This window comes from Streptomyces sp. NPDC107538 (genome assembly GCF_055657445.1).
Genome location: NZ_JBVKAY010000002.1, coordinates 1 through 25,877, shown reverse-complemented (window position 1 = coordinate 25,877; position 25,877 = coordinate 1). Strand labels below are relative to the sequence as shown.

20 protein-coding genes are annotated in these 25,877 nt (G+C 70.5%); 8 read left to right on the top strand and 12 right to left on the bottom strand.

Features of this window, described 5'->3' with window-relative positions:
* The first annotated feature begins 78 nt into the window (after window positions 1–78).
* Complete coding sequence (locus tag ACZ7MG_RS05960) at window positions 79–531, top strand: PPOX class F420-dependent oxidoreductase (RefSeq protein ID WP_471395316.1); 453 nt, start codon at window positions 79–81, stop codon at window positions 529–531.
* A gap of 238 nt (window positions 532–769) precedes the next feature.
* Here the strand turns inward: ACZ7MG_RS05960 and ACZ7MG_RS05955 are convergent, their stop codons facing one another.
* Together ACZ7MG_RS05955 and ACZ7MG_RS05950 are read right to left on the bottom strand one after the other, a co-directional pair.
* A complete protein-coding gene (locus tag ACZ7MG_RS05955) occupies window positions 770–2,686 on the bottom strand; it encodes a tetratricopeptide repeat protein (RefSeq protein WP_471395317.1) in 1,917 nt (638 codons plus the stop codon).
* Between the two features lie 172 nt (window positions 2,687–2,858).
* On the bottom strand, window positions 2,859–3,746 hold the full coding sequence (locus ACZ7MG_RS05950) for a 5'-methylthioadenosine/S-adenosylhomocysteine nucleosidase (RefSeq protein WP_471395318.1): 888 nt from the start codon (window positions 3,744–3,746) through the stop codon (window positions 2,859–2,861).
* Window positions 3,747–3,872: 126 nt separating this feature from the next.
* Between ACZ7MG_RS05950 and ACZ7MG_RS05945 the strand changes: the two genes are divergently transcribed.
* Complete coding sequence (locus ACZ7MG_RS05945; RefSeq protein WP_471395319.1) at window positions 3,873–6,245, top strand: ATP-binding protein; 2,373 nt, start codon at window positions 3,873–3,875, stop codon at window positions 6,243–6,245.
* Here the strand turns inward: ACZ7MG_RS05945 and ACZ7MG_RS05940 are convergent.
* From ACZ7MG_RS05940 to ACZ7MG_RS05930, 3 genes are read right to left on the bottom strand one after another with little or no spacing between them, the layout of a single operon-like run.
* Entirely contained in the window at window positions 6,235–7,059 is an 825-nt protein-coding gene (locus ACZ7MG_RS05940) for a carbohydrate ABC transporter permease (RefSeq protein WP_471395320.1), read from the bottom strand. The genes ACZ7MG_RS05945 and ACZ7MG_RS05940 overlap by 11 nt on opposite strands.
* 5 nt (window positions 7,060–7,064) lie before the next feature.
* Window positions 7,065–7,955 carry a carbohydrate ABC transporter permease gene (locus ACZ7MG_RS05935; protein ID WP_471395321.1) on the bottom strand — a complete coding sequence of 297 codons (891 nt, stop codon included), beginning with the start codon at window positions 7,953–7,955 and terminating at the stop codon, window positions 7,065–7,067.
* 10 nt (window positions 7,956–7,965) lie between these two features.
* The gene (locus ACZ7MG_RS05930) at window positions 7,966–9,381 is read right to left on the bottom strand and encodes an extracellular solute-binding protein (protein ID WP_471395322.1); all 1,416 of its coding nucleotides are present in this window, start codon (window positions 9,379–9,381) and stop codon (window positions 7,966–7,968) included.
* A gap of 174 nt (window positions 9,382–9,555) precedes the next feature.
* Here ACZ7MG_RS05930 and ACZ7MG_RS05925 point away from each other — a divergent pair, with 174 nt between their 5' ends.
* Window positions 9,556–10,107 carry a hypothetical protein gene (locus ACZ7MG_RS05925; protein ID WP_471395323.1) on the top strand — a complete coding sequence of 184 codons (552 nt, stop codon included), beginning with the start codon at window positions 9,556–9,558 and terminating at the stop codon, window positions 10,105–10,107.
* Here ACZ7MG_RS05925 and ACZ7MG_RS05920 read toward each other — a convergent pair.
* From ACZ7MG_RS05920 to ACZ7MG_RS05905, 4 genes are read right to left on the bottom strand one after another with little or no spacing between them, the layout of a single operon-like run.
* Window positions 10,085–10,501 (bottom strand): ankyrin repeat domain-containing protein, encoded by a 417-nt coding sequence (locus ACZ7MG_RS05920; protein WP_471395324.1) that lies wholly within the window; start codon window positions 10,499–10,501, stop codon window positions 10,085–10,087. The genes ACZ7MG_RS05925 and ACZ7MG_RS05920 overlap by 23 nt on opposite strands.
* The gene (locus tag ACZ7MG_RS05915) at window positions 10,498–10,797 is read right to left on the bottom strand and encodes a hypothetical protein (protein ID WP_471395325.1); all 300 of its coding nucleotides are present in this window, start codon (window positions 10,795–10,797) and stop codon (window positions 10,498–10,500) included. The genes ACZ7MG_RS05920 and ACZ7MG_RS05915 overlap by 4 nt, the downstream gene beginning before the upstream one ends.
* Window positions 10,798–10,831: 34 nt before the next feature.
* Window positions 10,832–11,557, bottom strand: coding sequence for a response regulator (locus ACZ7MG_RS05910; protein WP_471395326.1), 726 nt, complete (start codon window positions 11,555–11,557; stop codon window positions 10,832–10,834).
* Complete coding sequence (locus ACZ7MG_RS05905; protein ID WP_471395327.1) at window positions 11,554–13,314, bottom strand: ATP-binding protein; 1,761 nt, start codon at window positions 13,312–13,314, stop codon at window positions 11,554–11,556. Before ACZ7MG_RS05905 ends, ACZ7MG_RS05910 begins: the two co-directional genes overlap by 4 nt.
* A 572-nt stretch (window positions 13,315–13,886) precedes the next feature.
* Here ACZ7MG_RS05905 and ACZ7MG_RS05900 point away from each other — a divergent pair.
* The 5 genes from ACZ7MG_RS05900 to ACZ7MG_RS05880 all read left to right on the top strand — a co-directional run bounded on the left by ACZ7MG_RS05900 (window position 13,887) and on the right by ACZ7MG_RS05880 (window position 20,357).
* Window positions 13,887–15,272 (top strand): cation:dicarboxylate symporter family transporter, encoded by a 1,386-nt coding sequence (locus tag ACZ7MG_RS05900; RefSeq protein WP_471395328.1) that lies wholly within the window; start codon window positions 13,887–13,889, stop codon window positions 15,270–15,272.
* Between the two features lie 246 nt (window positions 15,273–15,518).
* Window positions 15,519–15,953, top strand: coding sequence for a MerR family transcriptional regulator (locus ACZ7MG_RS05895; RefSeq protein WP_471395329.1), 435 nt, complete (start codon window positions 15,519–15,521; stop codon window positions 15,951–15,953).
* A gap of 14 nt (window positions 15,954–15,967) precedes the next feature.
* A complete protein-coding gene (locus ACZ7MG_RS05890) occupies window positions 15,968–16,282 on the top strand; it encodes a thioredoxin family protein (protein WP_471395342.1) in 315 nt (104 codons plus the stop codon).
* A 193-nt stretch (window positions 16,283–16,475) separates the two neighbouring features.
* Complete coding sequence (locus ACZ7MG_RS05885) at window positions 16,476–18,719, top strand: HelD family protein (RefSeq protein ID WP_471395330.1); 2,244 nt, start codon at window positions 16,476–16,478, stop codon at window positions 18,717–18,719.
* 207 nt (window positions 18,720–18,926) lie between these two features.
* Window positions 18,927–20,357 carry a cytochrome P450 gene (locus ACZ7MG_RS05880; RefSeq protein ID WP_471395331.1) on the top strand — a complete coding sequence of 477 codons (1,431 nt, stop codon included), beginning with the start codon at window positions 18,927–18,929 and terminating at the stop codon, window positions 20,355–20,357.
* Between the two features lie 209 nt (window positions 20,358–20,566).
* Here the strand turns inward: ACZ7MG_RS05880 and glgB are convergent, their stop codons facing one another.
* The 3 genes from glgB to ACZ7MG_RS05865 all read right to left on the bottom strand — a co-directional run.
* Entirely contained in the window at window positions 20,567–23,761 is a 3,195-nt protein-coding gene (gene glgB, locus ACZ7MG_RS05875) for a 1,4-alpha-glucan branching enzyme (RefSeq protein WP_471395332.1), read from the bottom strand.
* Between the two features lie 28 nt (window positions 23,762–23,789).
* Window positions 23,790–25,259 (bottom strand): maltokinase N-terminal cap-like domain-containing protein, encoded by a 1,470-nt coding sequence (locus ACZ7MG_RS05870; RefSeq protein ID WP_471395333.1) that lies wholly within the window; start codon window positions 25,257–25,259, stop codon window positions 23,790–23,792.
* 93 nt (window positions 25,260–25,352) lie between these two features.
* Window positions 25,353–25,877: alpha-glucosidase C-terminal domain-containing protein (locus ACZ7MG_RS05865; protein WP_471946116.1), on the bottom strand; the 525-nt coding region annotated here is incomplete at its 5' end.

Genomic DNA, 25,877 nt, shown 5'->3' with positions numbered 1-25,877 from the left:
CGGATTGTAGGAATCTACGGTGGGTGGGGGTGGTGTGTTCCGAGTGATCGGAGTGGCCCGCTGGGTAGGGGTGACCGCATGACGAAGCTGAACGAGCACATACGCGAGCGCCTACTGGCCCCGAATTTCTGGCACTTGGCGACGGTGGGGGTGGACGGGGCGCCTCAGGTGTCACCCATGTGGGTGGACATCGAGAGCCGTGACGGGAGTGAGTACGTCATGGTGAACACGTCGGTGGGGCGGGTGAAGGAGGAGAACCTGCGGCGCAACCCGGGTGTTTCTCTATCGCACATAGATGCGGAGAACCCTTACGACCGGGCCGAGATCCGGGGCCGAGTCGTCCACTTCGTCGAGGGCGAGGAGGCGGAGCGCGCGATGGACCGCCTCACCCGGAAGTACATCGGGGAGGAACGCTATCCGTGGCTCCTCCCCGGGGAGCGACGCCTGATGATCCTGATCGAGCCGGTGCGGGTGCGGCGGGTGGTGGGGGTGGAACCGTTCCGGCCCGGGGTGTTGCCGGAGGGTGACTAGAGCAGGGGCCTGGAGATCGTCCTCTACGACGGGCATCGGCGGCACGGGCATCCCCGGCTGGTGGCGGCCTGCGATGCGCGGCGGCGGGCGGTGTTGCGGGTGTTGGGTGCGTGGTGCGGGCGTGCGAGGGGGAGTGGGGGTTCGGGGAGGCGCGGGAGCCGGGGGGTGGGACGCGGATGTGGGTGGTGTTGCCGGGGTGGGGGGCTTTGGGGTTTGGGTAGAGTGGGTGAGGGGTGAGTCAGGACAGTTCTTCGGCCCAGGATCGCGCCTGAAGCGCTTCGGCGGGGGCCTCGGCGCGGGTGTAGGCGTCGGATGCCTGGAGAAAATAGGCGCGTGCTTCGGCATAGCGGTTGGTGGCGGTGTGGGCGGCGGCAAGGCGCTGTGATGCCTGCCCTGTTCCATACCAGTCCTCGGACTCCTGATAAGCATCCAGCGCCCTGCCGTACGCCTCGACAGCCCCCTCCACCCGATCCGCTCTCATCAGGACCAGACCGAGGTTGTTCCACGCCGTGGCTTCACCGTGGCGGTCTCCCACGGCCTGATACAGGACGCGGGCCTGGGTGAGGGCCTCGATCGCCTGCTCCATCCGGCCTGCCCGCTGGAGCGCGCCGCCGAGGTTGTTCCACGCGATGGCCTCGTCGTGGTGGTTCCCGGCGGCCCGGAAAAGGTCGCGGGCACGGATGTGGGCCTCGATCGCCTCCTCCGTTCGGCCGGCGTCCCCCAAGGCGTTACCGAGGTTGTTCCACGCGATGGCCTCTCGTTGGAGATGCCCGGATGATCGGTACAGGTCGCGGGCGCGGATGTGGGCCTCGATGGCCCTTTCCGGCTGGCCCACCACTTGCAGGGCGCCGCCGAGGTTGTTCCACGCGATGGCCTCGCGGATGGTCTCCCCGGTCCAGTGTGCGGCTTCTTGCGCAGCCCCGCATACCGTGATCAAGTCGCCGAAGTACCGCCGCCATTCGAGATACACCGGCAAGCATTCGGCCAGCCACACCGCCGTACCCGCGAACTGTTCCTCCCGTCCCCACGACACCGCCGCCACCAGCCCGGCACGCTGCTCGTCGAACCACCCCAACGCCTCCCCCCGGTTGGCGAACCGCTCCGGTACCGGAGCACCTGGCAGCCACCGCAACCGGTTATCCGCCGCATTCGCCCACCAGTAGTAGAACCCCAGCACCCGCCCCCGAGCCTCCTCCCCCTCCTCCCGCAACCCCTCATCCCCCGCCACCACACCCACCCCGTACACCCGCACCAAGTCGTGCAACCGCCACCGCAGGCCTGCATCGCCCCGGACCGGCGTCACCAGGTACGCGGCAGCCAAGCTCTCCAGCAGGGACAAGGCGGTCTCCTCGTCCAGGGCTGCCAGCGCCGCCACTGCTTCCGTGCTGGTGTCCGCCCCCGGAGCCAGGCACAGCAACCGCAGCAACCGGGCCTGCTCGTCCGGCAGGCGGCCGTATGAGGTCTCCAGTACCGGCCGCAGGACCAGCGAGCGGCCGTACAGGTCGGTGCCGGGGCTGCCGTTGTCCAGCGTGGCTGTCGGGTCCCCGGCTGCCTTGATCTCCTCCACCAGCGACGCGATCTCCCGGTGACGGCGGCGTCGTAGCATCGCGGCGGCGATCTGGAGAGCGAGGGGCAAGTGGCCGCAGAGCGCCGTGAGTTCGCGTAAGGCGTCCGCTTCCCGGGCGGGGCGGTCGTCCCGTTCGTCGGCTTCGTGCAGCGCGTGGGTGATGAGCGCGGTGGAATCGTCGGGGACGAGCGTTTCGAGGTCGATGACGCGGACCGGGAGGGAGTCCGGGCGGTCGCGGGACGTGATCAGCACCCGGTGGTGGTCCGTGCCCGGGATGAGGGGCCGGTACTGGGACGGGTCGGAGGCGTTGTCCAGGATCAGCAGCGTGCGATCGCGCCGCTCGGTGAGGAGCGTGCGGTAGGCGTCGTACTGGCGGGCTGTCGTGGACGGCAGGTCCGCGCCCTGTACGCCCATCGCGTCCAGCAGGGCGAGGACCGCCTGGTCCGCTGTCGCCGGGTTGTCGTCGTAACCGCGCAGGTCCACGAAGAGGAAGCCGCCGGGGAACCAGCCCTCCGACCGTGCCCGGTGCGCCGCCTCCACCGCCAGCGCCGTCTTGCCGATGCCGCCCATGCCTGTGACCGCCGACATGAGGAGCAGCGGGGTGCCCTCGTTCGAGGTGGGGGCGAGGCGGGGGAGGAGGCGGTCCAGCTCCGCCGAGCGGCCGGTGAAGCCCGGAGGGCGGGGCGGGAGGGTGGTGGTCGCGACCGGGACCGGGCCGTGGACCAGTTCCCGGCCTTGCGGCCGGTGCTCGGGCTTGGAGCTACCGTCCGTCCGACTTCCCGGTGACGGGCCCGTGGAAGGTTCCGCCCCGGAAGTCGATGTGGTCGCCGCCGTACGTGCCCCTGTCTCCGCCCCCGCCGCCTTTGTCTCCGCGCAAGGGACCCTCCTGGGAGTCGGAGGAACCGCCGCCGCGTGGTCGGTGTTTACGGAGGACGGCCATCGCCACGGCCGCGGCCTTCCTGGACGCCAGCTCCTGGGAACCCGAGGCGTCCGCCCTGTGCTTGTCGCGGTTGGCGCGGTCGCTGATGCCTCGGACGACCAGGGCGTCCAACTGGCCGTTGAGATGGGCCGCGTGGGCCGCGCCCGAGCCCTCCATCTCGATCGCGCAGGCGTCGTTGTAGTGGTGGCGGATCTGCTTGGCGAGCGCGGACCTGTCGTCGGCCAGGACGACGTCGCCGCACGCGATCGGCTTCAGATGGCCCCGCACGTCCGGCAGATCGCGGAGCGCCGAGCGCGCCGCCGGTACCAGCCGGCCCGATCCGTGCCAGACCTCGGGCCGGGCCTGGAAGCCCTGGGAGGTCACCTTGCCGCCGTGGATGCCGTACACCTTCGTACCGACCACCACGTCACCGATCTCGATGTCGTCCTTCAGCCCGCCCGCGACCCCGACGAAGAGCAGCGCCTCGGGACGGAGCCAGCCGACGAGCTGCGTGGCCCGCGCGGCGGCGTGCACCGCGCCCTCGCCCAGTTCGGAGATCGCCACGGTCCAGGACGTGCCCTCGATCCGGCCCACCTCGACGCGGGCGCCGTCGTCGTGGACGCGTTCGTCGGGCTCCAGGTCCGTCAGGAGCGCGCGTACGGCGTCGTACTCGACCGGGAGCGCGGTGAGGACGAGGGCGGATACGGGGCGGGTGTCAGGTTTGGGCACCTGTCCACGGTACTGCCAAGTCGATGATGGAGCCGGGCTGTTGGCCCGCGTCGAAGGATCAGCCGCGCCTCGCTCCGAAGCCGTACCGTTGACTTCCACGGTACGGAACGGGAAGCGGACGGGCGTATGAAAACGGCGTTGCTGACCGCCCTGACCGAGGGTGCGTGTGGGGATGATGGGCGCCGGGCGGTCCAGTCGCTGGCGCGGGCCGTCGGGCTGGAGGCCGGAGCGTCGGTCGCGGACGTCACAGAGGCGGCTCGGGATGCGGTGCGGGATCCGGTACGGCGGGATGCCGTACGGGAGTGGGGTGAGGGGTTGGCCAGCCTGCTCGCCGGGGATCCGGCGGTCGCGGGTGCCGTCGCGGCGGCTATGGAACGGCACACGCCGGGGAGTGGGTCAGGCTGGTACGGCGGTGATCACTCCGACTTCCGGGGTGGTGTCTTCCTGCGGGAGGCGATCGGAATCCAGATCGTGATCCAGTTCGGTGGTGCCGCCGCGCCGGAGGCGATGGCCTCGCTTCCGCCGAGGCCCGGCGGGTTCACCGGGCGGGATGACGAAACGTCCGCATTGCTGCGAGCGTTGGACGGCTCGGCGGCGGTTCTCGTCAGCGCCGTGTCCGGGCTCGGCGGCATCGGGAAGACCGCGCTTGCCGTCGAGGTCGCGCATCTGGCGTGCGAGCAGGGCTGGTTCCCGGGCGGGGCGCTCTTCGTCGATCTGCACGGGTACGACGAGGAGCCCGTCAGCGCCGATCAGGCGCTGCAGTCGCTGCTGCGGGCGCTCGGGGTTCCGCCGGAGCAGATCCCGGCCAGGGCCGACGACAGGGCGGGCCTCTATCGTTCGGTGCTCGTCGAGCGGGGCAGAGTGCGAGGGGCGGTGCTGATACTGGCTGACAACGCCTCGTCGCCGGAGCAGGTACGGCCACTCCTGCCGGGCGACCACCGGCATCGGGTGCTCGTCACCTCCCGCGACCGGCTCACCCAACTCGGTGCCCGGCTCGTACCGTTGGACCAGCTCACGCCGGAGCACGCACGGGGGCTGCTCGACCTCGCCCTGCGGACCGCCGAACCCGAGGACAGCCGAATCACGGACGATCCCGACGCGGCCGGACGGCTCGCTGATCTCTGCGGGCACCTGCCGCTCGCCCTTCAGGTCGCGGTCGCGCTGCTGGTGGAGGACCCGGGCATGCCGGTCGCGGAACTTGTCGATGAGCTTGCGGCATCGCGTGACCGGCTCGACCGGCTCGACGACGGGGAGCGCAGTGTCCGCGCGGCCTTCGACCTGTCGTACCGGCGGCTGCCGGACGAACAGGCCCGGCTGCTGCGGCTGCTCGCCCTCGCGCCCGGGCCCGAGGTGAGCGACGAGGTCGCCGCCGCGCTGGTGGGGGGCGAGGCGCCGCCGCTGGGAGATCTGCGGGCGCTGGCCCGTGCGCACCTTGTCGAGCGAGGGAGTGGGCGCGGGTGGTGGCGGCTGCATGACTTGGTGCGGGTCTTCGGTGCGGGTGTGGTGGCAGGTGACGTGGGGTGGCGTGAAGAGGGACAGGCGGCTCGAGAACGAGTATTGGGGTTCTACTGGCGGTGGGCGAGGGAGGCGGATGCCCGATTGCGGTGGTTGCCGGGTGCCCCGGTACCGGAGTTGTTCGCCGATCGTGGGGAGGCGCTGAGGTGGTTTGACAGAGAGCGAGCGGGACTGGTGGCTGCGGTGATGTGGGGGCGAGAGGAACGGTTCGCGAGCACGTCCGAAGGGCTGGCCGCACGCTTGGGGGTGTATTTCGACTGGCGGCGGTACTTCGACGACTGGATCACGGTCTGCAGCGCTGCGCAGGAAGCCGCCCATCATGCCGGGGACGCCCTTGGAGAGGCGAGTGCGTGGAACCATCTCGGAGCCGCGCTGCTGGGGGCGGGCCGGGCGCAGGTGGCGGTCGAGGCCCTCACCCGCGCCCGCGACCTGTTCGAGGCTGCCGGGGACCACTACGGCGAGGCCAGCGTCTGGAACAACCTCGGTCTCGCCCTCCGGAAGGCGGACCGGGTGGAGGAAGCGGTTCATGCCTTCACCCGCGCCCGCGACATCTACCGGACTGTCCAGGACCGCCTTCTTGAGGCCATGGCGTGGAGCAACTTGGGCCTGGCCCTGGGGGAGGCGGGCCGGGTGGAGGAGGCGGTCGAGGGCCTCACCCGGGCCCGCGACATCTATCGGACTGCAGGGGACCGCCATGGCGAGGCTGCCGCGTGGCACGGCCTTGGCGTCGCTCGGGAGGAAACGGGCCAAGCAGAGGAGGATGTGGTCGGGGCGTTCGGCATGGCCCTCGAGATCTACCGGGAGTTCGAGGACCACTACCGCGCAGGCCAGGTCTTGCAGAACTTGGCGCGGGTCCACGACGTTGCCGGCCGCCCCGCCGAGGCTCGCACCCTCTGCCTCCAGGCAGCCGACGCCTACGCGCGAGCCAATGCCCCCACAGAAGCCGCCCAGGCGACCGCGGCAGCCCAAGCCCTCACCCCTTGACCGCCCCACCCAAGGCGAACCCCCCTCCCAGCCGCCTGGCCACTCCCACATACAACAGAATCACCGGCGTCGAGTAAATGACCGAGAACGCTGCCAACTGCCCATAAATAACCGTCCCCCTATTCCCGAAGAACTCGTTGATGCTCACCGCCGCCGGCATCTGTTCCGGGGTGAGGAGCAGCATGAACGGGACGAAGAAGTTGCCCCACATCATGACGAATGAGAAGACCGTCACCACCGCCACGCCCGGGCCCATCAGTGGTAGTACGACCCGGATCAGGGATTGGAAGGACGATGCGCCGTCCGTCCAGGCCGCTTCTTCCAGTTCCTTCGGGACGCCGTCCATGAAGTTCTTCATTAGCCAGATGGCGAAGGGGAGTTGGGAGGCGGCGAAGAAGAAGATTGTGCCTTGCATGGTGTCGATCAGATTTACCTGGACGAAGAGTGCGTAGACCGGGACCATGATCGCCGTGATCGGGAGGCTCGTCGCGAAGAGGATCGTGAGGAGGAAAGGGCGGTTCAGGCGGGAGCGGAAGCGGGAGAGGGGGTAGGCCGCGAGCGCCGCGAATATCACCGTCAGTGCAGTGCCTCCGCCGCACAGCAGCAGGCTGTTCAGGAGCGGCGTGAACGTGATGTCCGGGGTCAGGACCGCGTCGAAGTTGTCCAGGGTCACGCCGTCCGGGACTTTTACCGTCAGGTTCGCCTTTGGGTCCACCGACGAGAGGATGACCCACGCCAGGGGGAGGATGAATGCCGTGGCTATGACGAGCAGGCCCGCGTCGGCCGCCAGCCGTCGGGTGTTCACAGCGGGCACGGCACTCACACCTCCGTCCGCAGAAGCCGCAGATAGACCACCGAGAACAGCGAACCCACCACCAGCAGCAACAGCGCCACCGCCGTGCCGTAGCCGATCATGCTTTTCTGGAACGCCTCCTCGTACATGAAGAGGGGGAGGGTTTGGCTTTTGCCGCCGGGGCCGCCTCTCGTCATCACCCAGATCAGGCCGAAGACCGACAGGGTCTGGAGGGTGATCAGCATCAGGTTCGTGCCGATCGAGCGGCGGATCATCGGGAGGGTGATGTGCCACATGCGGCGCCAACCACCCGCGCCGTCCATTTCCGCCGCTTCCGTGATTTCCTTCGGGATTTCGTTCAGGGCCGCTGAATAGACGAGCATCGAGAAGGCTGTTCCTCGCCAGACGTTCGCGAAGGACACCGCCAGGATGGGGAGTGTGTACAGCCAGTTCTGGGTGGGGAGATGGAGCCAGTCGAGGACGGCGTTCAGGGTGCCCTCGCGGCGGAAGAAGGCGTAGAGGAGGAAGCCCGCCACCACCTCCGGGAGGACCCACGCCGTGACGACTATTCCTCCCACCAGCGTGCGGACGGGTTTTGAGGCGCGTTGCATCAGCGCCGCCAGTGCCAGGCCCAGCGTGTTCTGGCCCAGCAGCGCCGAGACGACCGTGAAGACCAGGGTCAGCCAGACCGCGTTGAGGAAGGCCTCGTCGCCGAAGGCCGTGCGGAAGTTCTCGAAGCCGATGAAGGAGTCCTCGGCCTGGCCGGTGAGTTGGAGGTCGGTGAACGCGATGTAGGCGCAGTAGGCGATGGGGCCGGCGAGGAAGAGGAGAAGGAGGAGGGTGGCGGGGGTGAGGGGGAGGAGACGGGTGGCTGTGCGGAGTGCGGGGTGAGGCGGTCCCGCAGCAGGCCCCTTCATATGCGGGCGCTCATTCCTCGATCACCTGGTCGTCCGTCGCCGTTTTCAGTTCCTCGTCGTAGTTCTTCGCCGCCTCCGCCACTGACGCGTCGCCCGTCGTCACCGATTCCATCGCCTCCTGGATGGCCGTGGAGACCTTGGGATACGCCGGGTACGCCGGGCGGTAGTGCGTGCTCGACACCAGGTCGGTGAAGAACTTGATGCCGGGTTGGGCCTCGGCGTAGGCGGGGTCGGAGGCCACGTCCTTGCGGACGGCGATTCCGGAGTTGGCGATGTACCACTTCTGGGCGTTCGCCTTCGTCTGCATGGTTTCGATGAACTTGAAGGCCAGGTCGGGGTTTCCGGCCTTGTCGGGGATGGCCCAGGTCCAGCCGCCGGACATGCTCACCTTGCCGGGGGACTGGCCGTTCTGGGTGGGCATATGGGCGAGGCCGAGTTTCTCCGACCATTCCGGCCATGCGTGGCCGCTGCCGGGCAGCCAGTCCTGGGGGAGCCAGGAGCCGTCGAGGTTGATGCCGAGTTTGCCCTCGGGGAGGAGTTCGCCGCGGACCCGGGTGGAGATGTTGGGGTCGAGGGCGTCGGAGACCTCCGGGCCCAGTTTCTCCTTGTAGACCGTCTCCACGAAAGTGAGGGCGTCTTTGAAACCCTGGGTGCCCGCTTTCCATTTCTTGGACTTCTCGTCGTACAGCGGGTCGGCGCCATTGCTTGTGGCCCCCTCCGTGCCGTACAGGAGCATTTCGAAGCCCTGCATGGTTGCGGCCTCGCCGGCGGGTTTGCCCGTGTAGACGTTCAGCGGGATGACGTCCGGGACCTTCCGTTTGATGGCGCGGGCGGCGTCGAGCACGTCGTCCCACGTCTTGGGCTGCCAATCCGCAGGCAGGCCCGCCTTCTCGAAGATCGCCTTGTCGAACCAGAGACCACGTGTGTCCGTGCCGTCCGGAATGCCGTACGTCTTTCCGTCCTCGGCCTTCGCCGCGGTCTTGGCCGTGTCGATGAACTGGTCCCAGTCCGTCCAGTCGGCCAAGTAGTCGTCCAGCGGCTTCAGATAGCCGCTCGTGATGTCCGAGTTGATGAGGAACGTGTCCTCGTAGACCAGGTCCGGAGCCGTTTTCGGGGAGCGCAGCATTTGCTGGACCTTGGTGTAGTACTCCGAGTCCGGGGCCTTGATCGGGACGAGTTTCACCTTCTTGCCCGGATTCGCCTTCTCGAACTGCTTCTTGACGTCGGCGAGGAAGGTGTCCATCACACGGACCTGGTTGTCCGTGGACTGTTTGTAGGAGACCTCCACCGTGTCCGGGTCACTGCCGGAGCCGCTGCCGCACGCGGCGAGCGCGCCCGGCGCGGTGATCGCCAGCGCGGCGGTGAGGAGGAGGCGTAGGGGCGATCGACGAGGGAATCGGCGGGGGTGGGGTGCGGTGGGGCGCACGGGCACGACCTCCTGCTGGCTACGTCGTTGTGGCCTGGGTGGGTGCCCGGTGACGGTACGAGGAGTGGTCTAGTCAGGTCAATGCGTCTGCACCGGTTCCCCGTAAGGTGCTGGGTAACTCGCCTGAGCAGCGGCTCTGTTGGCGCGGGGTAGGGGTAGGGGTAGGGGGCACGGGTGTCGGACCGGGGCGACGTCACGATCGGGCAGTTGCTGCTCGTCGAGTATCAGACCGTCAAGGACGAGCAGAAGACGCGGATCGGGTTCCGGGACAATCTGCTGTACGTCACGCTCACTGTTCTCGCGGCGGTCATCGCCGCCTCCGCGCAGGCCGGGCAGCCCGCGATGCTGCTGGCGCTGCCGCCCGTGTGTGTCGTGCTCGGGTGGACCTACCTCGTCAACGACCAGAAGATCTCGGCGATCGGGGCGTATGTGCGGGGGGATCTCGGGCCGCGCCTCGCGCAACTGGCCGGGGCGGAGAAGGTTTTCGACTGGGAAGTGGCCCACCGTGCGGACACCCGGCGGCGGTCCCGTAAGGCCATACAGTGCGGGATCGATCTGCTGGCCTTCTGTGTCGTGCCGTTCGCCGGGCTGGCGGTGTACTGGGTGAGTGGTGGGGCCGGTGTGGGGCTCGTGGTCCTCTCCGGCGTCGAAGCGCTCACGGTCGTCGGGCTCGGGGTGCAGATCGTTCTCTACGCCATGCCCTTCAGCCGGCCCGCCACTCCCTGAGGAGCGCCGCGGTCTCGGGGTGCGGGCCGTGGTTCGCCCAGGCCAGTGGGGACCAGCCTGTGCCGTGGTCCTCGCGGAGGTGGGGGTCGGCGCCGTGGGCCAGCAGTTCACGGACCGTCGCGGTGTGGCCCCAGCAGGCGGCCGCGCACAGGGGGGTGCCCTCCGCGCCGGGGCCCCTGCTTTCCGTGTCGGGGGAGGCGCCGGCCTGCAGGAGCAGGCGGGCCACTTCGGCCTCGCCCTGCACCGAGGCCAGGTACAGCGGAGTGGTGCCGTCCGGGTCTCCGCGCTCCGGGTTCGCTCCACCGCGCAGCAGGGTTTTCGTGCGGTCGGCGTCACCGGACAGGATCGCCTCGAAGAGGTGGCGGGAGAGCTTCTTCTGCCGACGCTGCTTCATGGCCGGTGAGGCCGGCGTTCCTGCTCGGGGAGTCGCGCGATGGCCCCCCGCACCGCTTCCAGCAGCGCCACCAGGCCGGGCGCCTGCTCCCACTCCGCCGCCGTGTAGTGCCAGGTGGTGTGCGTCCCCGGGCCCTCGATCTCCACGGTCCGCCTCCCCTTGCGGTCGGGGCCGGTGATCCGTAGGTCCAGGTGCCGGATGTGGAAGCGTTGGGGATGGCTGCCGAAGATCTCCAGTATCCGGCCGTCGAACGAGTACAACTCATGCCCGACCGTGGCCAGGATCTCGTCGTTCATGGCGGAACCCTATGCACGGTGACATGCACGGTGATCAGCCGGGGCCAGGCCCCGGCTGGGGACCGGGCTGGCCCTTCACCCAGCGGTACTGCAGCTCCGGCCGCCCCACCTGTCCGTACTGCGGGCTGCGGGCCGCGCGGCCCGCGTCCACGAGGTGTTCCAGGTAGCGGCGGGCCGTGATGCGGGAGATGCCGACCGCCTCGGCGACCCCGGCCGCCGTCAGGCCCTCGCCCGCGTCCCGGAGGGTGACCGTGACCCGTTCCAGGGTGGGGGCGCTCAGGCCTTTGGGGAGGGCGGCCGGGCCCGGGGCGCGCAAGGTCGCCAGGGCGCGGTCGACCTCGTCCTGGCCGCTCGCCTCGCCGGCCGCCGCGTGGAACTCGGCGTAGCGGACGAGGCGGTCGCGGAGGGTCGCGAACGTGAAGGGCTTCAGGACGTACTGGACCACGCCCAGCGAGACGCCCTCCCGCACCACCGTCAGGTCCCGCGCCGACGTCACCGCTATCACGTCCGCGTGGTGGCCGGCCGCGCGCAGCGAGCGGGCCAGCTGCAGGCCGTGCACATCCGGCAGGTGGAGGTCCAGCAGCAGCAGGTCCACCGGCATACGGTCCAGCGCGCGCCGCGCCTCCGCGCCCGTGTGCGCCTTGCCGACCGCCGTGAAACCGGGGACTCGGCCGACGTACATCATGTGCGCGTCGGCGGCCACGGGATCGTCCTCGACGACCAGGACTCTGATGGGGTCACCGGACCCGGCCTTCGTCATACGTCGTCGCCTCCAGCCACTGTGGCCCGAGGGGCCCGGACATCGTCGTCGTTGTCCCGCACCGCGGCATCATGCCCCACGGAGCCCCGCGCCCCGGAGTCCCCCTCCCCCGTGTCCCGCCCCGACGGACCCGCCCCGTCGCCGCCGCTGGTGCCCAGCGGCAGCCGTACCTCGAACTGGGCCCCGCCCCCGGCCGCCTCCGCCACGGTCAGCGTGCCGTCGTGCCGGCGCGCGGTCTGCCGTACGAGGGCCAGGCCCAGGCCCCGCCCGCCCGGCCCCGCCGGCTTCGTCGAGAACCCGCGCTCGAAGACCGCCTCCGTGTGGGCCGGGTCCACCCCGGCCCCCGTGTCCGCCACCCTCAGCACCAGCACGGAACCCTCTGTCACACGCTCGTCCGTGTACGCCGTCACCGTCACCCGCGCCCCCCCCGACCCCTGGGCCGCGTCCACCGCGTTGTCGATCAGGTTGCCCAGGACCGTGACCAGGTCGCGGGCGGGGAGGGACTCGGGGAGGAGGCCGTCGTCGATACGGCTGTCCTCGGAGACCACCAGCTCCACGCCCCGCTCGTTGGCCTGGGCGGCCTTGCCCAGCAGCAGGGCGGCGAGGACCGGTTCGCTCACCGCCGCGACGACCTTGTCCGTGAGGGCCTGCGCCAGTTCCAGTTCGGCCGTCGCGAAGTCGATCGCCTCGTCCGCGCGGCCCAGCTCGATGAGGGAGACGACGGTGTGCAGACGGTTGGCGGCCTCGTGCGCCTGGGAACGCAGCGCCTCGGTGAAGCCGCGTTCGGAGTCCAGCTCGCCCGTGAGGGACTGCAGCTCGGTCACGTCCCGGAGGGTGACCACCGCGCCCCGGCGCTGCCCGCCCGAGACCGGGGAGGTGTTCACCACCAGCACCCGTTCGGCGGTCAGGAGCACCTCGTCCACCCGGGGCTCGGAGGAGAGCAGGGCGCCCGTCAGCGGCGCGGGCAGGCCCAGGTCGGCCACCGAGCGGCCGACCACGTCGTCGGTCACGCCCAGCAGCTCCCGCGCCCCGTCGTTGATGAGCGCCACCCGGTACTGGCCGTCGAGCATCAGCAGACCCTCGCGCACGGCGTGCAGCGCGGCCTGGTGGTAGTCGTGCATGTTGCTCAGCTCGGCGGCGTTCATGTTGTGCGTGTGGCGGCGCAGCCGGGCGTTGACGATGTACGTGCCCATGCCGCCGAGGGCCAGGGCGCCGGCGGCCACCCCGACCAGGGCGGTCAGCTGCTCCTGGACGCGGTCGCTGATCGCCTGGACCCTGATACCGGCGCTGACCAGGCCGATGACCTTGCCGTCCTCCATGATCGGGACGACCGCGCGGACCGACGGGCCGAGGGTGCCGGTGTAGGTCTCGGTGAAGGACTCGCCGTTCTGGGGCTTCTCTATGTGGCCGAGGAAGTGCTCGCCGATCAGGTCGGGGTTGGGGTGCGTCCAGCGGATACCGTCCCGGGTCATGATCGTGACGAAGTCGACGCCGGCGTGCCGCTGCACCTCCGTGGCGTACGGCTGGAGCTGCTTGGTCGGTTCGGACGTGTGGATCGCCGCCCGGACGGAGGGGGAGTCGGCGACCGTGACCGCCACGGCCATGGCCTGGCGGGTCCCCGCCTCCTCCGCCTGGCTGCGGTCGCTGACGTACGTGAACAGCGCGTATCCGGCCACGACGGCCGCGATCAGCACCGCCTGCACGGCGAAGAGCTGACCGGCCAGGCTGCGGGGACGGAGGAGGGACGGGACGCGCATGGCCCCAGTCTGCATCGACGTGTAGGCGTGAACTAAATGAACGGAAGGGTGACCGCCCTCACAGGGCGAGACATAGTCACACCATCGACCCGTCCAGCACATGGACAGCGACAGGGAGTACGACTCCCGCACCGGGACCCCACGACCCGAGCCGCCGGGAGCCCGTCTCCCACCCCCGGGAGGCACCTCTCCCACCACTGGGAGCCAGTCTCTCCGCACCGGGAGCACCCCAGCTCCCACCACCGGAGGCCCCCAAGCCTCCGGCCGGAAGCCCGCCGGCTTCCACCGCCGGGAGCCCCGGCTCCCACACCCCCGGGAGCCCCGCTCCCACCGCCGGAAGTCCCCCAACTCCCGGCTCCGGGAACCCGCCGGTTCCCGACCCGGGAGCCGGTCTCCCACCGGAAGCCCCAGCGCCTCCACCCGGAAGCCCCAGCGCTTCCACCGGGAAGCCTCAGCGCTTCCACCCGGGAACCCGCCGGTTCCCACCTGGGAGACCGTCTCCCGAATTCCCCCGGACGTGAGCCGCACGCCGGAACAGCGAGCCGACGACGTCGTCGACGAGGAGGGCAGCCGTGGCCAGCACCACCCATACGGCACCTACCGCACCCGCCAAGCGGGACCGCACCCACTACCTGTACATCGCCGTGATCGTGGCTGTGGCCCTCGGCATCGCCGTGGGTCTCATCGCCCCCGACTTCGCCGTCGAGCTGAAGCCCATCGGCACCGGCTTCGTGAACCTGATCAAGATGATGATCTCCCCGATCATCTTCTGCACGATCGTGCTGGGCATCGGCTCCGTACGGAAGGCCGCGAAGGTCGGCGCCGTCGGCGGTATCGCCCTCGCCTACTTCACGGTGATGTCGCTGGTCGCCCTCGGTATCGGCCTGGTCGTCGGCAACATCGTCGAGCCCGGCACGGGTCTCGCGGTCACCGACGCGATCAAGGAGACCGGTCAGGCGCAGGTGTCGGCCGAGGCCAAGGACACCACCGAGTTCCTGCTCGGCATCATCCCCACGACGATCGTCTCCGCCTTCACCGGCGGCGAGGTCCTCCAGACGCTGCTCGTCGCCCTGTTCGCCGGCTTCGCGCTCCAGGCCATGGGTGACTCCGGTCAGCCGATCCTGCGCGGTGTCGAGCACATCCAGCGCCTCGTCTTCCGCATCCTCGCGATGGTGATGTGGGCCGCCCCGATCGGCGCGTTCGGCGCGATCGCGGCCGTGACCGGTTCCGCGGGCCTCGACGCCCTCAAGAGCCTCGCCGTGCTGATGCTCGGCTTCTACGTCACCTGCTTCCTCTTCGTCTTCATCGTGCTCGGCGCGCTGCTGAAGGCCGTCGCGGGCATGAACATCTTCACGCTCTTCAAGTACCTGGGCCGTGAGTTCCTGCTGATCCTGTCCACCTCCTCCTCCGAGTCGGCGCTGCCGCGCCTCATCGCGAAGATGGAGCACCTGGGTGTCAGCAAGCCCGTCGTCGGCATCACCGTCCCGACCGGCTACTCCTTCAACCTCGACGGCACCATGATCTACATGACCATGGCGTCCCTGTTCATCGCCGACGCCATGGGTACGCCGATGTCGGTGGGCGAGCAGATTCCGCTGCTGCTCTTCCTGCTGGTCGCCTCCAAGGGCGCGGCGGGTGTCACCGGTGCGGGTCTTGCCACCCTCGCGGGCGGCCTCCAGTCCCACAAGCCGGCCCTGGTGGACGGTATCGGCCTCATCGTCGGCATCGACCGCTTCATGAGCGAGGCCCGCGCCCTGACGAACTTCGCGGGCAACGCGGTCGCCACGGTTCTCATCGGTACGTGGACCAAGGAGATCGACAAGGAGCGGGTGAGCCAGGTTCTCGCCGGGCAGGCGCCGTTCGACGAGGCGACGCTGCTGGACGACGGCCACGGGGCGGCTGCGCCGGCTTCGGTCGCGGCTGAGCCGGAGGGTGAGAAGGAGCTGGCCAAGGCCTAGGCCGTCTTGTGGCTGCGGGCTGAGTGTGGCTGGTCGCGCAGTTCCCCGCGCCCCTTAGGGGCCGGGGGCCCCACAACCGAATATCCCCAGAACCCCGAGTGGCCAGGTCCTCCCCCTATTGACCTGGCCACTCGGCTTTTTCGGTTCGTCGGTCGGCCCGGGTCCGTGGGGCTTCTCGCGCAGTTCCCCGCGCCCCTGACGGGGCGCGGTTGCCTTGACGTCGGCGTCAAGGCATACCGTCCTTGTATGCGGATCGGGGAGCTGGCGGAGCGGGCCGGGACTACGGCGCGGGCGTTGCGGTATTACGAGGCGCGGGGGCTGTTGCCCGCGCGGCGGGCCGGGAACGGGTACCGGACGTACGACGAGGCGGATCTGAAGCTGTTGCGGCAGATCCGGACCTTGCAGGACTTCGGGTTCGACCTGGAGGAGACGCGGCCGTTCGTGGAGTGTCTGCGGGCGGGGCACCCGGAGGGTGACTCGTGCCCGGCGTCGCTGGCGGTGTACCGGCGGAAGCTGGACGAACTCGACGCGCTGATCGGTGAGTTGGCGGCGGTGCGGGCGTCGGTCGGTGCGCAGTTGGCGCGGGCCGAGCGGGCGCGGGAGCGGCTGGCGGCCGAGGCGGAGGTTCCGGGTGGTCCGGAGCCGGTGTGCGAACTGGGTGTGGGAGGCGGAGAGCTGTGATCAGGGCGGCTGGTGTGGCCGAGGTGACGGACGCGGACTTCGCGGCGGAGGTGATCGGGGCGGAGCTGCCGGTGCTCGTGGAGTTCACCGCCGACTGGTGTCCGCCGTGCCGGCAGATGGGACCGGTGCTCAGCGCGCTCGCCGCGGAGGAGGGGGAGCGGCTGAAGGTGGTGCAGCTGGACGTGGACACGAACCCCGAGACCACCAACGCCTACAAGGTGCTCTCGATGCCGACGTTCATGGTGTTCCGGGGCGGTGAGCCGGTGAAGGCCATGGTGGGCGCCCGGCCCAAGCGGCGGCTGCTGGCGGAACTGGACGACGTGCTCTGACATCGGCGAGAGCAGGACAAGAGCAGGAAAAACCCCCGAGCGTAATTGCGCTCGGGGGTTTTTCCTGCGTATATTTAATGGTTCGCGACTTCCGAAGAATGGAGTCGCAAAGAAGCATCAGTGAACACAGTATATCCGGGCGGGAGTGGAATTGTCAAACACCGGCTTTTCGCATGATGCACACGATGATGAATTGCGGCGCGAGCAGGAATTCATCGACGGGGTGTATGCCCGTGTGGACGCCCTGCGCGGTGAGACCGAGGGGTCCGTCACGGACGCGCTCGCCCAGGGGAACACGCCCATGCAGGCCCGGCTGGAACGGGACATCCTGGTCGCCGAGCGCTCGGGGCTGCTGGCCGCGCTGAACTCCGTCGACGGTTCGCTCTGCTTCGGCCGGCTCGATCTCGCCGACGGGGCCGTCCACCACATCGGCCGCATCGGGCTGCGCGAGGACGACACCGAGCGCACCCCGATCCTGATCGACTGGCGCGCCGACGTCGCCCGGCCCTTCTACCTCGCCACCGGCCACACCCCGATGGGCCTGCGCCGCCGCCGGCACCTCACCACCGAGGGCCGCACGGTCACCGCCCTGCACGACGAGATCCTCGACCTCGGCGACGAGACCCGCACCGGCTACGAGGACCCGACCGGTGACGCCGTGCTGCTGGCCGCCCTCAACTCCGCCCGCACCGGCCGCATGGGCGACATCGTGCAGACCATCCAGGCCGAGCAGGACCGGATCATCCGCGCCCCGCACCAGGGCGTGAGGGTCGTCGAGGGCGGCCCCGGCACCGGCAAGACCGCCGTCGCCCTGCACCGGGCCGCCTACCTGCTGTACGAGCAGCGGGAGTTGCTGGCCAAGCGCGCCGTTCTCGTCGTCGGCCCCAACCCCGCCTTCCTCGGCTACATCGGCGAGGTGCTGCCGTCGCTGGGCGAGACGGGCGTGCTGCTCTCCACGGTCGGCGAGCTGTTCCCCGGCGTACGGGCCACCGCCACCGACACCCCCGAGGCGGCCCGGGTGAAGGGGAGCGCCGCCATGGCCGACGTCCTCGCGGCCGTCGTACGCGACCGGCAGACGCTGCCCGACCCGGTGATCGCCATCGAGCACGACCGGGAGATCCTGATGCTCGACGACGACCTCGTACGGGTCGCCCGCGAGCGCACCCGCGAGGCGAAACTCCCGCACAACGCGGCCCGCGAACACTTCGAGGGCTACATCCTCAACACGCTCACGGAGATGGTCGCCGAACGCATCGGCACCGACCCCTACGACGGCTCCAACATCCTCGACGCCAGTGACATCACCCAGATCCGCGACGAACTCGCCGAGAACCCCGAGGTCTGGGCCGCCATCGGCGCGCTGTGGCCGCGGATCACCCCGCGCCGGCTGATCGCCGACTTCCTCGCCGAGCCCGACGCGTATCTGCCGCCGGAGGACGCCGACGCCGTACGCCGTCCCGTCACGCGCGCGTGGACCGTCGCCGACGTGCCGCTGCTCGACGAGGCGGCCGAACTGCTGGGCGAGGACGACCGGGTGGCACGGGCCCGCGCCGAGCGGGAGCGGGAGACCCAGATCGCCTACGCGCAGGGCGTGCTGGAGGTGTCGTACGCGTCCCGGACGTACGAGTTCGAGGACAAGGAGGAGGACGACCCCGACGGGTCGGAGGTGCTGTCCGCGCACGACATCATCGACGCCGAACGGTTCGCGGAGCGGCACGAGGAGGAGGACCACCGCAGCGCCGCCGAGCGGGCGGCGGCCGACCGGACCTGGGCGTTCGGGCACATCATCGTCGACGAGGCGCAGGAGCTGTCGCCGATGGCCTGGCGGCTGCTGATGCGCCGCTCGCCGACCCGCTCGATGACCCTGGTCGGCGACCCCGCCCAGACGGCGGAGGCCGCGGGCGTCGGCTCCTGGGCCGACATCCTCGCCCCGTACGTCGAGGACCGCTGGGAGCACACCCGGCTCGGCGTCAACTACCGCACTCCCGCCGAGATCATGGCGGTAGCGGCCGGTGTCGTCCGCGCCGAGCGGCCGGACTTCGAGCCGCCGAGTTCCGTACGGTCCACGGGCGTACGGCCCTGGGCGCGCCGCGCGGCGGCCAGGGACCTGCCGGTGGAGGTGGCCAAGGCGGTCGCCGAGCTGACCCCCGCCGAGGGGCGGCTCGCGGTGATCGCGCCGCGCGCCCTGCACCGGGCGCTGGCCGCCCGGCTCGACGGGGTGACGGCGGGCGCCGAGCCCGATCTGACCCGGACCGTCGTCCTCCTCGACCCCCGGCAGGCCAAGGGGCTGGAGTTCGACTCCGTCCTCGTCGTCGAGCCGGCGCGGTTCGGCACGAGCGATCTGTATGTCGCGCTGACGCGGGCGACGCAGACGCTGGGTGTCGTGCACGCGGAGGAGCTGCCGGCGGCGCTGGGGGAGTCGTTGGGGGAGGTGTAGGGGGAGGCGTAGAGGGAGGTGGAGGAGGAGCCGTCGGTGTTGGCCTGAAGGCGATGGGCGGAGTGCCAGTCGGAGGGGCGTCTGCCGGTTACCCGGCAGACGCCCCTCCCGCCACCGTCACCACAGGTGCATCGGGGATCACCAACCCGTAACAGTTCCCGTCATCGTCACTGCTCGTGCATGGTTCCTACGGTATGCGTGTCGGTCATGGAAACACATCCGTTCGCGGCCGCCCCGTCCGGCGGCCCCGGTCTGGAATCGCTGCCCGTGGAGCCGTTGCTGACCTCGGAGTTCGACGTGGATCCGGGCGGCGTCTACGAGCGACTGCGCAGAACGCACGGACCCGTGGCACCCGTGGGGCTGATGGGGGTGCCGGCCTGGCTGGTTCTCGACTACCGCGAGGTGCTGGAGGTCCTGCGCAACGAGAGCGTGTGGCGGCGCGACGTACGGCACTGGCGGGCGCGGGCGGAGGGGCGGCTGCCGCAGGACTGGCCGCTGCTCGCCGGGTACGAGGTCCGGCAGACCATGTTCCTCGACGACGAGGAGCACCGGCACGCCCGGCTGAGCTACCACTCGGCGATGCGGCCCTTCCAGGACGGGCACTCGCCCGAGGGCTGGGAGCTGCGAGCGGCCGTCACCCGGTACGCCGACGAGCTGATCGGCGTCCTCGCGGCCGAGTCCGGCACCACCGGGTTCGCGGACCTCGCGGCGCAGTACACCCGGCCGCTGCTGCTGATGGTCACGACCAAGCTGTTCGGCTGTCCTGTGGAGCTGGGCGACGAACTGGTCATGGACCTGTGGCGGATGCTGGACGGCGGGCCGGACGCGGGGGCGGCGACCGGGCGGGCCTCGGAGACGATGACCCGGCTGGCGGCGCACCGGCGGTCGCGTCCCGGGGAGGATCTGACCTCCTACATGCTGTTGTCCGATCCGACGCTGAGCGACGAGCAGTTGGGCCGTGAGCTGTTCATGAACGCGGTCTATCTCAACGACATCACCGGGAACATGGTCTGCAACACGCTCCTCGAAGTGCTGCGGGGGAACGCGACCGTGCGGCGGAGTCTGTCCAACGGGCAGCTCGGGGAGGCCGTGAACCGGGCGGCGCTGGTGAATCCGCCGACGGCCAATCTGTGTTTCCGGTTCGCGGCGCGGGACGTACGGCTCGGGAACTATTGGATCCGGGCCGGGGACATCGTGTCGCCGTCGGTGGCGGCCGCGCATCGGGATCTGCTGTCGATCGGGACCTCGCATCTTGTGGACTCCGCCGTCAGTACGCGGGCGCATCTCGCGTGGGGGGCGGGGCAGCATCAGTGTCCCAGTGCGGCGCGGGAGTTGGCGGGGACGATCGTGACGACGGCGGTGGGGCGGGTGTTCGAGCACTTCGCTCGGGCGGAGCTGACGTTGCCGCCGGATCAGTTGCCTTGGCGGTCGGGGCCTGTGGTGCGGGGGTTGCGGTTGTTGCCTGTGCGGTATGAGTTGGCGGCGCGGGGTGGGGTGGGGGGGCCGGTGGTGCCGGGTGCGGTGCCTGGCCCTGTGGCCGACTCCGGTTCGGTGGTGTCGTCCGGTGGGGAGCGGGTGGGGGGTGGGGTGTTGGGGGTGTTGCGGCGGATGATGTCCCGGGGGCGGAAGGGCGTCTGACCGCCGCCGGTCGCCTTTTCTCGCCCCCGCCGCCCCTACCCGTCCCATCCCCCAGGGGCTGCGCCCCTTCGACCCCCAGGCGTCCGTCCGGTGGGGCTTCTCGCGCAGTTCCCCGCGCCCCTAAAAGCAAAAAGCATGGGGCGTAGCCCCTGCTTTTTGAGGGGCGCGGGGAACTGCGCGACCAGCCCCCACCGGGCCCGCGGATGAGATCAGGCGGGGCGGAGCCAGACCGTGGTGAGTGGGGGGAGGGTGAGGCGGATGCTGGCGGGGCGGGCGTGCCAGGGGTGGGGGTCGGGCTTGATCGGGTCGGGGGTCGTGGTGTCGGTGCCGCCGTATGTCGCCGCGTCCGTGTTCAGGAGTTCCCGCCAGGCCGGGATCTCCTCCGGGACCCCCAGCCGGTAGTCCTCGCGGACGACCGGGCTGAAGTTGGAGACCGACAACAGGGGCGTGCCGTCTTCGGCCAGGCGCAGGAACGCCAGGACGTTGTCCTCCGCCGAGTCGCCCGTGATCCAGGAGAAACCGGCGGGCCGGGTGTCCTGCTCCCAGAGGGCCGGTGTGGCGCGATAGGCCGTGTTGAGGTCACGGACGAGGTCCCGCACCCCCCGGTGGTCGGCCTCGGCGCCGTACGCCGGGTCGAGGAGCCACCAGTCGGGCCCGTGCGCCTCCGACCACTCCGCGCCCTGCGCGAACTCCTGCCCCATGAACAGGAGTTGCTTGCCGGGGTGGGCCCACATGAAGCCCAGGTAGGCGCGGTGGTTCGCTCGCTGCTGCCACCAGTCGCCCGGCATCTTCGACACCAGCGAGCCCTTGCCGTGCACGACCTCGTCATGGGAGATCGGCAGCACGTAGTTCTCGCTGTACGCGTACACCATCGAGAAGGTCATCTCGTTGTGGTGGTGCTTGCGATGGATCGGGTCCTTGGCCATGTAGCCCAGCGAGTCGTGCATCCAGCCCATGTTCCACTTCAGCCCGAAGCCGAGCCCGCCGAAGCCGCCCGGTCCGGTGTGGTGGGTGGCACGGGTGACCCCGTCCCAGGCCGTGGACTCCTCCGCGATCGTCACGACCCCCGGGACCCGCCGGTACACGGTCGCGTTCATCTCCTGGAGGAAGGCGACCGCGTCCAGGTTCTCCCGGCCGCCGTGCTCGTTCGGCGTCCACTGGCCCGCCTCGCGCGAGTAGTCGAGGTACAGCATCGACGCCACGGCATCCACCCGCAGCCCGTCGATGTGGTACTCCTCGCACCAGTACAGGGCGTTCGCCACCAGGAAGTTGCGCACCTCACGGCGTCCGTAGTCGAACTCCAGCGTCCCCCAGTCGGGGTGCGCCGCCCGCAGCGGGTCCTCGTGCTCGTACAGCGGACGCCCGTCGAACTCGGCCAACGCCCAGTCGTCCCGCGGGAAATGGGCCGGCACCCAGTCCATCAGCACCCCGATCCCGGCCCGGTGCAGGGCGTCGACCAGGTACTTGAAGTCGTCGGGGGTGCCGAGGCGGGCGGTCGGGGCGTAGAAGCCGGTGACCTGGTAGCCCCAGGAGCCGCCGAAGGGGTGCTCGGCGATCGGCAGCAGTTCGACATGGGTGAAGCCGAGGTCGGCGACGTACGCCGGGAGCTGCTCGGCGAGTTGACGGTACGTCAATCCCGGGCGCCAGGAGGGCAGATGGACCTCGTAGACGGAGAACGGCGCCTCGTGTGCGGGGACCTCCGCGCGCTTGGCCAGCCACTCCTCGTCCGTCCACTCGTAGTGCGAGGCGTGGACGACCGACGACGTGAGGGGCGGGACCTCCGTGCGGCGGGCCAGCGGGTCCGCGCGGAGTGTCTTCGAGCCGTCCGGCCGGGTGATCTCGAACTTGTACAGCTCGCCCTCGCCGATCCCGGGCACGAACAGCTCCCACACGCCCGAGGAACCCAGCGAACGCATCGGGAAGCCGGAGCCGTCCCAGAAGTTGAAGGTCCCGGCGAGGCGTACGCCGCGCGCGTTCGGCGCCCACACGGTGAACCGGGTGCCGGTGACGCCCTGGTGGGTCATCGGCTCGGCGCCCAGCGCCCGCCACAGCTCCTCGTGCCGGCCCTCGCCGATCAGATACAGGTCCAGCTCACCGATCGCGGGCAGGAAACGGTACGCGTCCTCCGTCTCCTGCTCCGTCCCCTCGTACGAGACCAGCAGCCGGTACGCCCCCGGCACCTCCCGCAGCGGCAGCAGCGCCGAGAAGAACCCGCCCCCGTCGTCGTGCAGCTCCGCCCGCAGTGAGCCTGCCACGACGCTCACCCCGAGCGCGTACGGCCGGAACGCCCGGAACACGACCCCGCCGGGCGCGGGATGGGCCCCCAGCACGGCATGCGGCGCGTGATGCGTCCCGGCCAGCAGCCGTTCGCGGTCGGCGCCGTCCATGGCGGGGGTGAAGGCGGGCTGGGTGGGGGTGGGGGGCGGTACGGGCTCGGTGGTCGCCTGGTGGGGGAGCACCGGGTCGGGGCCGGTCGGGGGAGTGGTGGCCTGGTGGGGGACCGTCGGTTCGGGGACGGTCGCCGGTTCGGTGGTGGTCTGGTGCGGGACCGCCGGTTCGGAGGCCGTCACCGACTCGGTCAGGACCGACCCGGAAGCGGCCGGGTCAGGGGCGACCCCGGCCACGCCCTGCGGCGCCTGCGCCGCCTTCACCGCCTTCACGGGCTTCCTCGCGGAGGCCTTCTTGGCCACGGCCTTCTTGCCCACGGCGCCGGCGGTGGCGGCCTTGGTGGGGGTGGCCTTGGCGGCGACCGCCTTCTCGACCACGGCTTTCTTGGCTACGGCCTTCTTCGATACGGCCTTCTCGGCCACCGCCTTGTCGGCCACGGTCTTCTTGGCCACGGCTTTCTTGGCTACGGCCTTCTTTGCTACGGCCTTCTTCGCGGCCGTCTTCTTCGCCGCGACCTTCTTGGTGGCTGTTTGCTTCGCGGCCGTCTTCGTCGTCTTCTTCGCCAGGGTCTTCTCGGCCGGTGTCTCCGCCGCCGCCCCCTCCGCCACGGTCACCTTTCGCGGCGCGGCCTTGCCGCCGCCGGCGGTCTTCTTCGCGGCGGTCTTCTTGACCGCCGGCGCCCCCTCGGCCGGCTTCTCGGCCGCCTTCGCGGCGACGGGTTCGGCCGTGCGCTTCGCCGTTGTCTTCTTGACCGCGGTCTTCTTCGCCACAGTCGTCTTCGCCGTCGTCTTCTTCGCCACGGCCTTCTTCACGGCCGTCTTCGCCGCCGTCGCCTTCTTCGCGGCCGTCTTCTTCTTCGCGGCCGTCTTCTTCGTCGTGGCCGTCTTCTTCGTCGTGGCCGTCTTCTTCGCGGCGGCCTTCTTCACCGAAGCGGGTGTCTCGGTCACCGCGGCCGGGGCCTCGGCCGGGGTGTCGGGGTGGGGCGTGCTGTCGTCGGACGGCGGGCGGGGAGTCACAGGGACGGTCTCCTCGGGTGGGGCGGGGTCAGGGGGTGTCGGTGCAGGGGTCCGTGGCCAGGCGGTGGACGGCGGCCAGGGGCACCGGCAGCCAGTCGGGGCGGTGCCGGGCCTCGTAGAGGACCTCGTACACCGCCTTGTCGGTCTCGTACGCGCGCAGCAGCACGGGATCGGTCCGGGGATCGGCCCCGGCGACGTCCGCGTAACCGGAGCAGTACGCGGCCCGGCACGCGGTCGCCCAGCTGTCGGCCGGGGGCCGCAGCGAGTGCGCGGCGTAGTCGAAGGAGCGGAGCATGCCGGCGATGTCGCGGGCGACGGGCTGCGGCATCCGCCGCTCGGCCAGCGGCTTCGACGGCTCGCCCTCGAAATCTATGAGCGACCACTCCCCAGAGGGGGCGCGCAGACACTGCCCCAGGTGGAGGTCGCCGTGGATACGCTGCGCGGTCCAGGTACGCCCCTCGGCGGCCAGGTCGGCCAGCGCCTCGAACGCCGTGTGCAGACCGGGGGCGTACGGCCGCAGCGCGGGGACGGCCTGCGCGGCGGCCTCCAGGCGTCCGGTCATCCCGTCGACCAGCGCCTCCAGTTGCGGCCGGCCGAGCGTGACCGTGGGCAGCGCCCGGGTCAGCGCGGTGTGCACCTCGGCGGTCGCGCGGCCCAGCGCCCGTGCCTCGGCGGTGAAGTCCTCGCCCTTGGCCAGCACGCTGAGCGCCAGCTCCCAGCCGTCGGCCGCGCCGTGCAGGAACGGCTGGAGGACGCCCAGGGTGTGGGCGTCGCGTTCGGCGGGGGTGCGGCCCAGGTCCGCCAGCATCCAGGCCACCGGCGCCGGGACCCGGGGGCAGTTCTCGCGGGACAGCGTCAGGGGCAGTTCGAGATCGGGGTTGGCCCCGGGGACGACCCTGCGGAACAGCTTGAGGATGAACGTATCGCCGTAGACGATCGACGAGTTGGACTGCTCCGAGGTCAGTACACGCGGCACCAGGCCCTCGGGAATCTCGCTCCGCGTGTCCCGTTCGCAGCGCAGCTCTCCGACGTGTGCCTGCGAGCGCAGCGCCTCCAGCAGCACATCGGCGAGCCGTGGATCGTGCAGCGCCTCGTACACCGTCCGCCCCGCCAGCGGCCCTTCGGCCACATGCCCGATGAGCGCGGGTGCCAGCCGGGGCGGCAGGGTCTCGCGTACGCCGAGCAGCAGCTGGTAGCAGTCGCCGGGGTGGGCCGGGGCCCCCTGGGACGGCACCAGCGGCTGGTGGGCGCGGACGAGGAGGTGCAGCAGCCCGGCCTTGGCGGCTCCCACCGGCAGCAGCTCGGTGGCCGCCACCAGACTGAACCCGGTGACCGGCCGCCCTTTCCCGGCGAACCAGCGCTGCCGGGGCAGCCACTCCCGCAGCAGCGGTTCCAGGGAGACGAGCAGCCCGGGACCCGGCTCCGCGGCGGGCGGTGGAGCGGGACTTGTCGCGGTGGAGTGCGCGGCGGCTTCCGACTGCGTGGCGGCTTCCGACATGGCCTCGCGTCCTTTCCCCGGGGGCGGGGTGTTCCTGTCTGCGTGCCCCGGGCGGGCCGGGGGAAACCGGCCCGCCCGGGGTTCCGGGCGGGCTTACACGGCGTCCTTGCGTAGGCGGAACCAGTAGAAGCCGTGGCCCGCGAGGGTGAGGAGATAGGGCAGTTCACCGATGGCCGGGAAGCGCACTCCGCCGATGAGTTCGACGGGGTGACGTCCTTCGTAGGCGCGCAGATCGAGTTCGGTCGGCTGGGCGAAACGGGAGAAGTTGTTCACGCACAGCACCAGGTCGTCCCCGTGTTCACGGAGGTAGGCGAGCACGGAGGGGTTGGACGAGGGGAGTTCGGTGTAGGTGCCGAGGCCGAACGCCGGGTTCTGCTTGCGGATCTCGATCATCCGGCGGGTCCAGTGCAGCAGCGACGACGGGGAGGACATGGACGCCTCGACGTTCGTCACCTGGTAGCCGTAGACCGGGTCCATGATCGTCGGCAGCGACAGCCGTCCCGGGTCGCAGGAGGAGAAGCCCGCGTTGCGGTCGGGCGTCCACTGCATGGGGGTGCGTACGGCGTCGCGGTCGCCGAGCCAGATGTTGTCGCCCATGCCGATCTCGTCGCCGTAGTA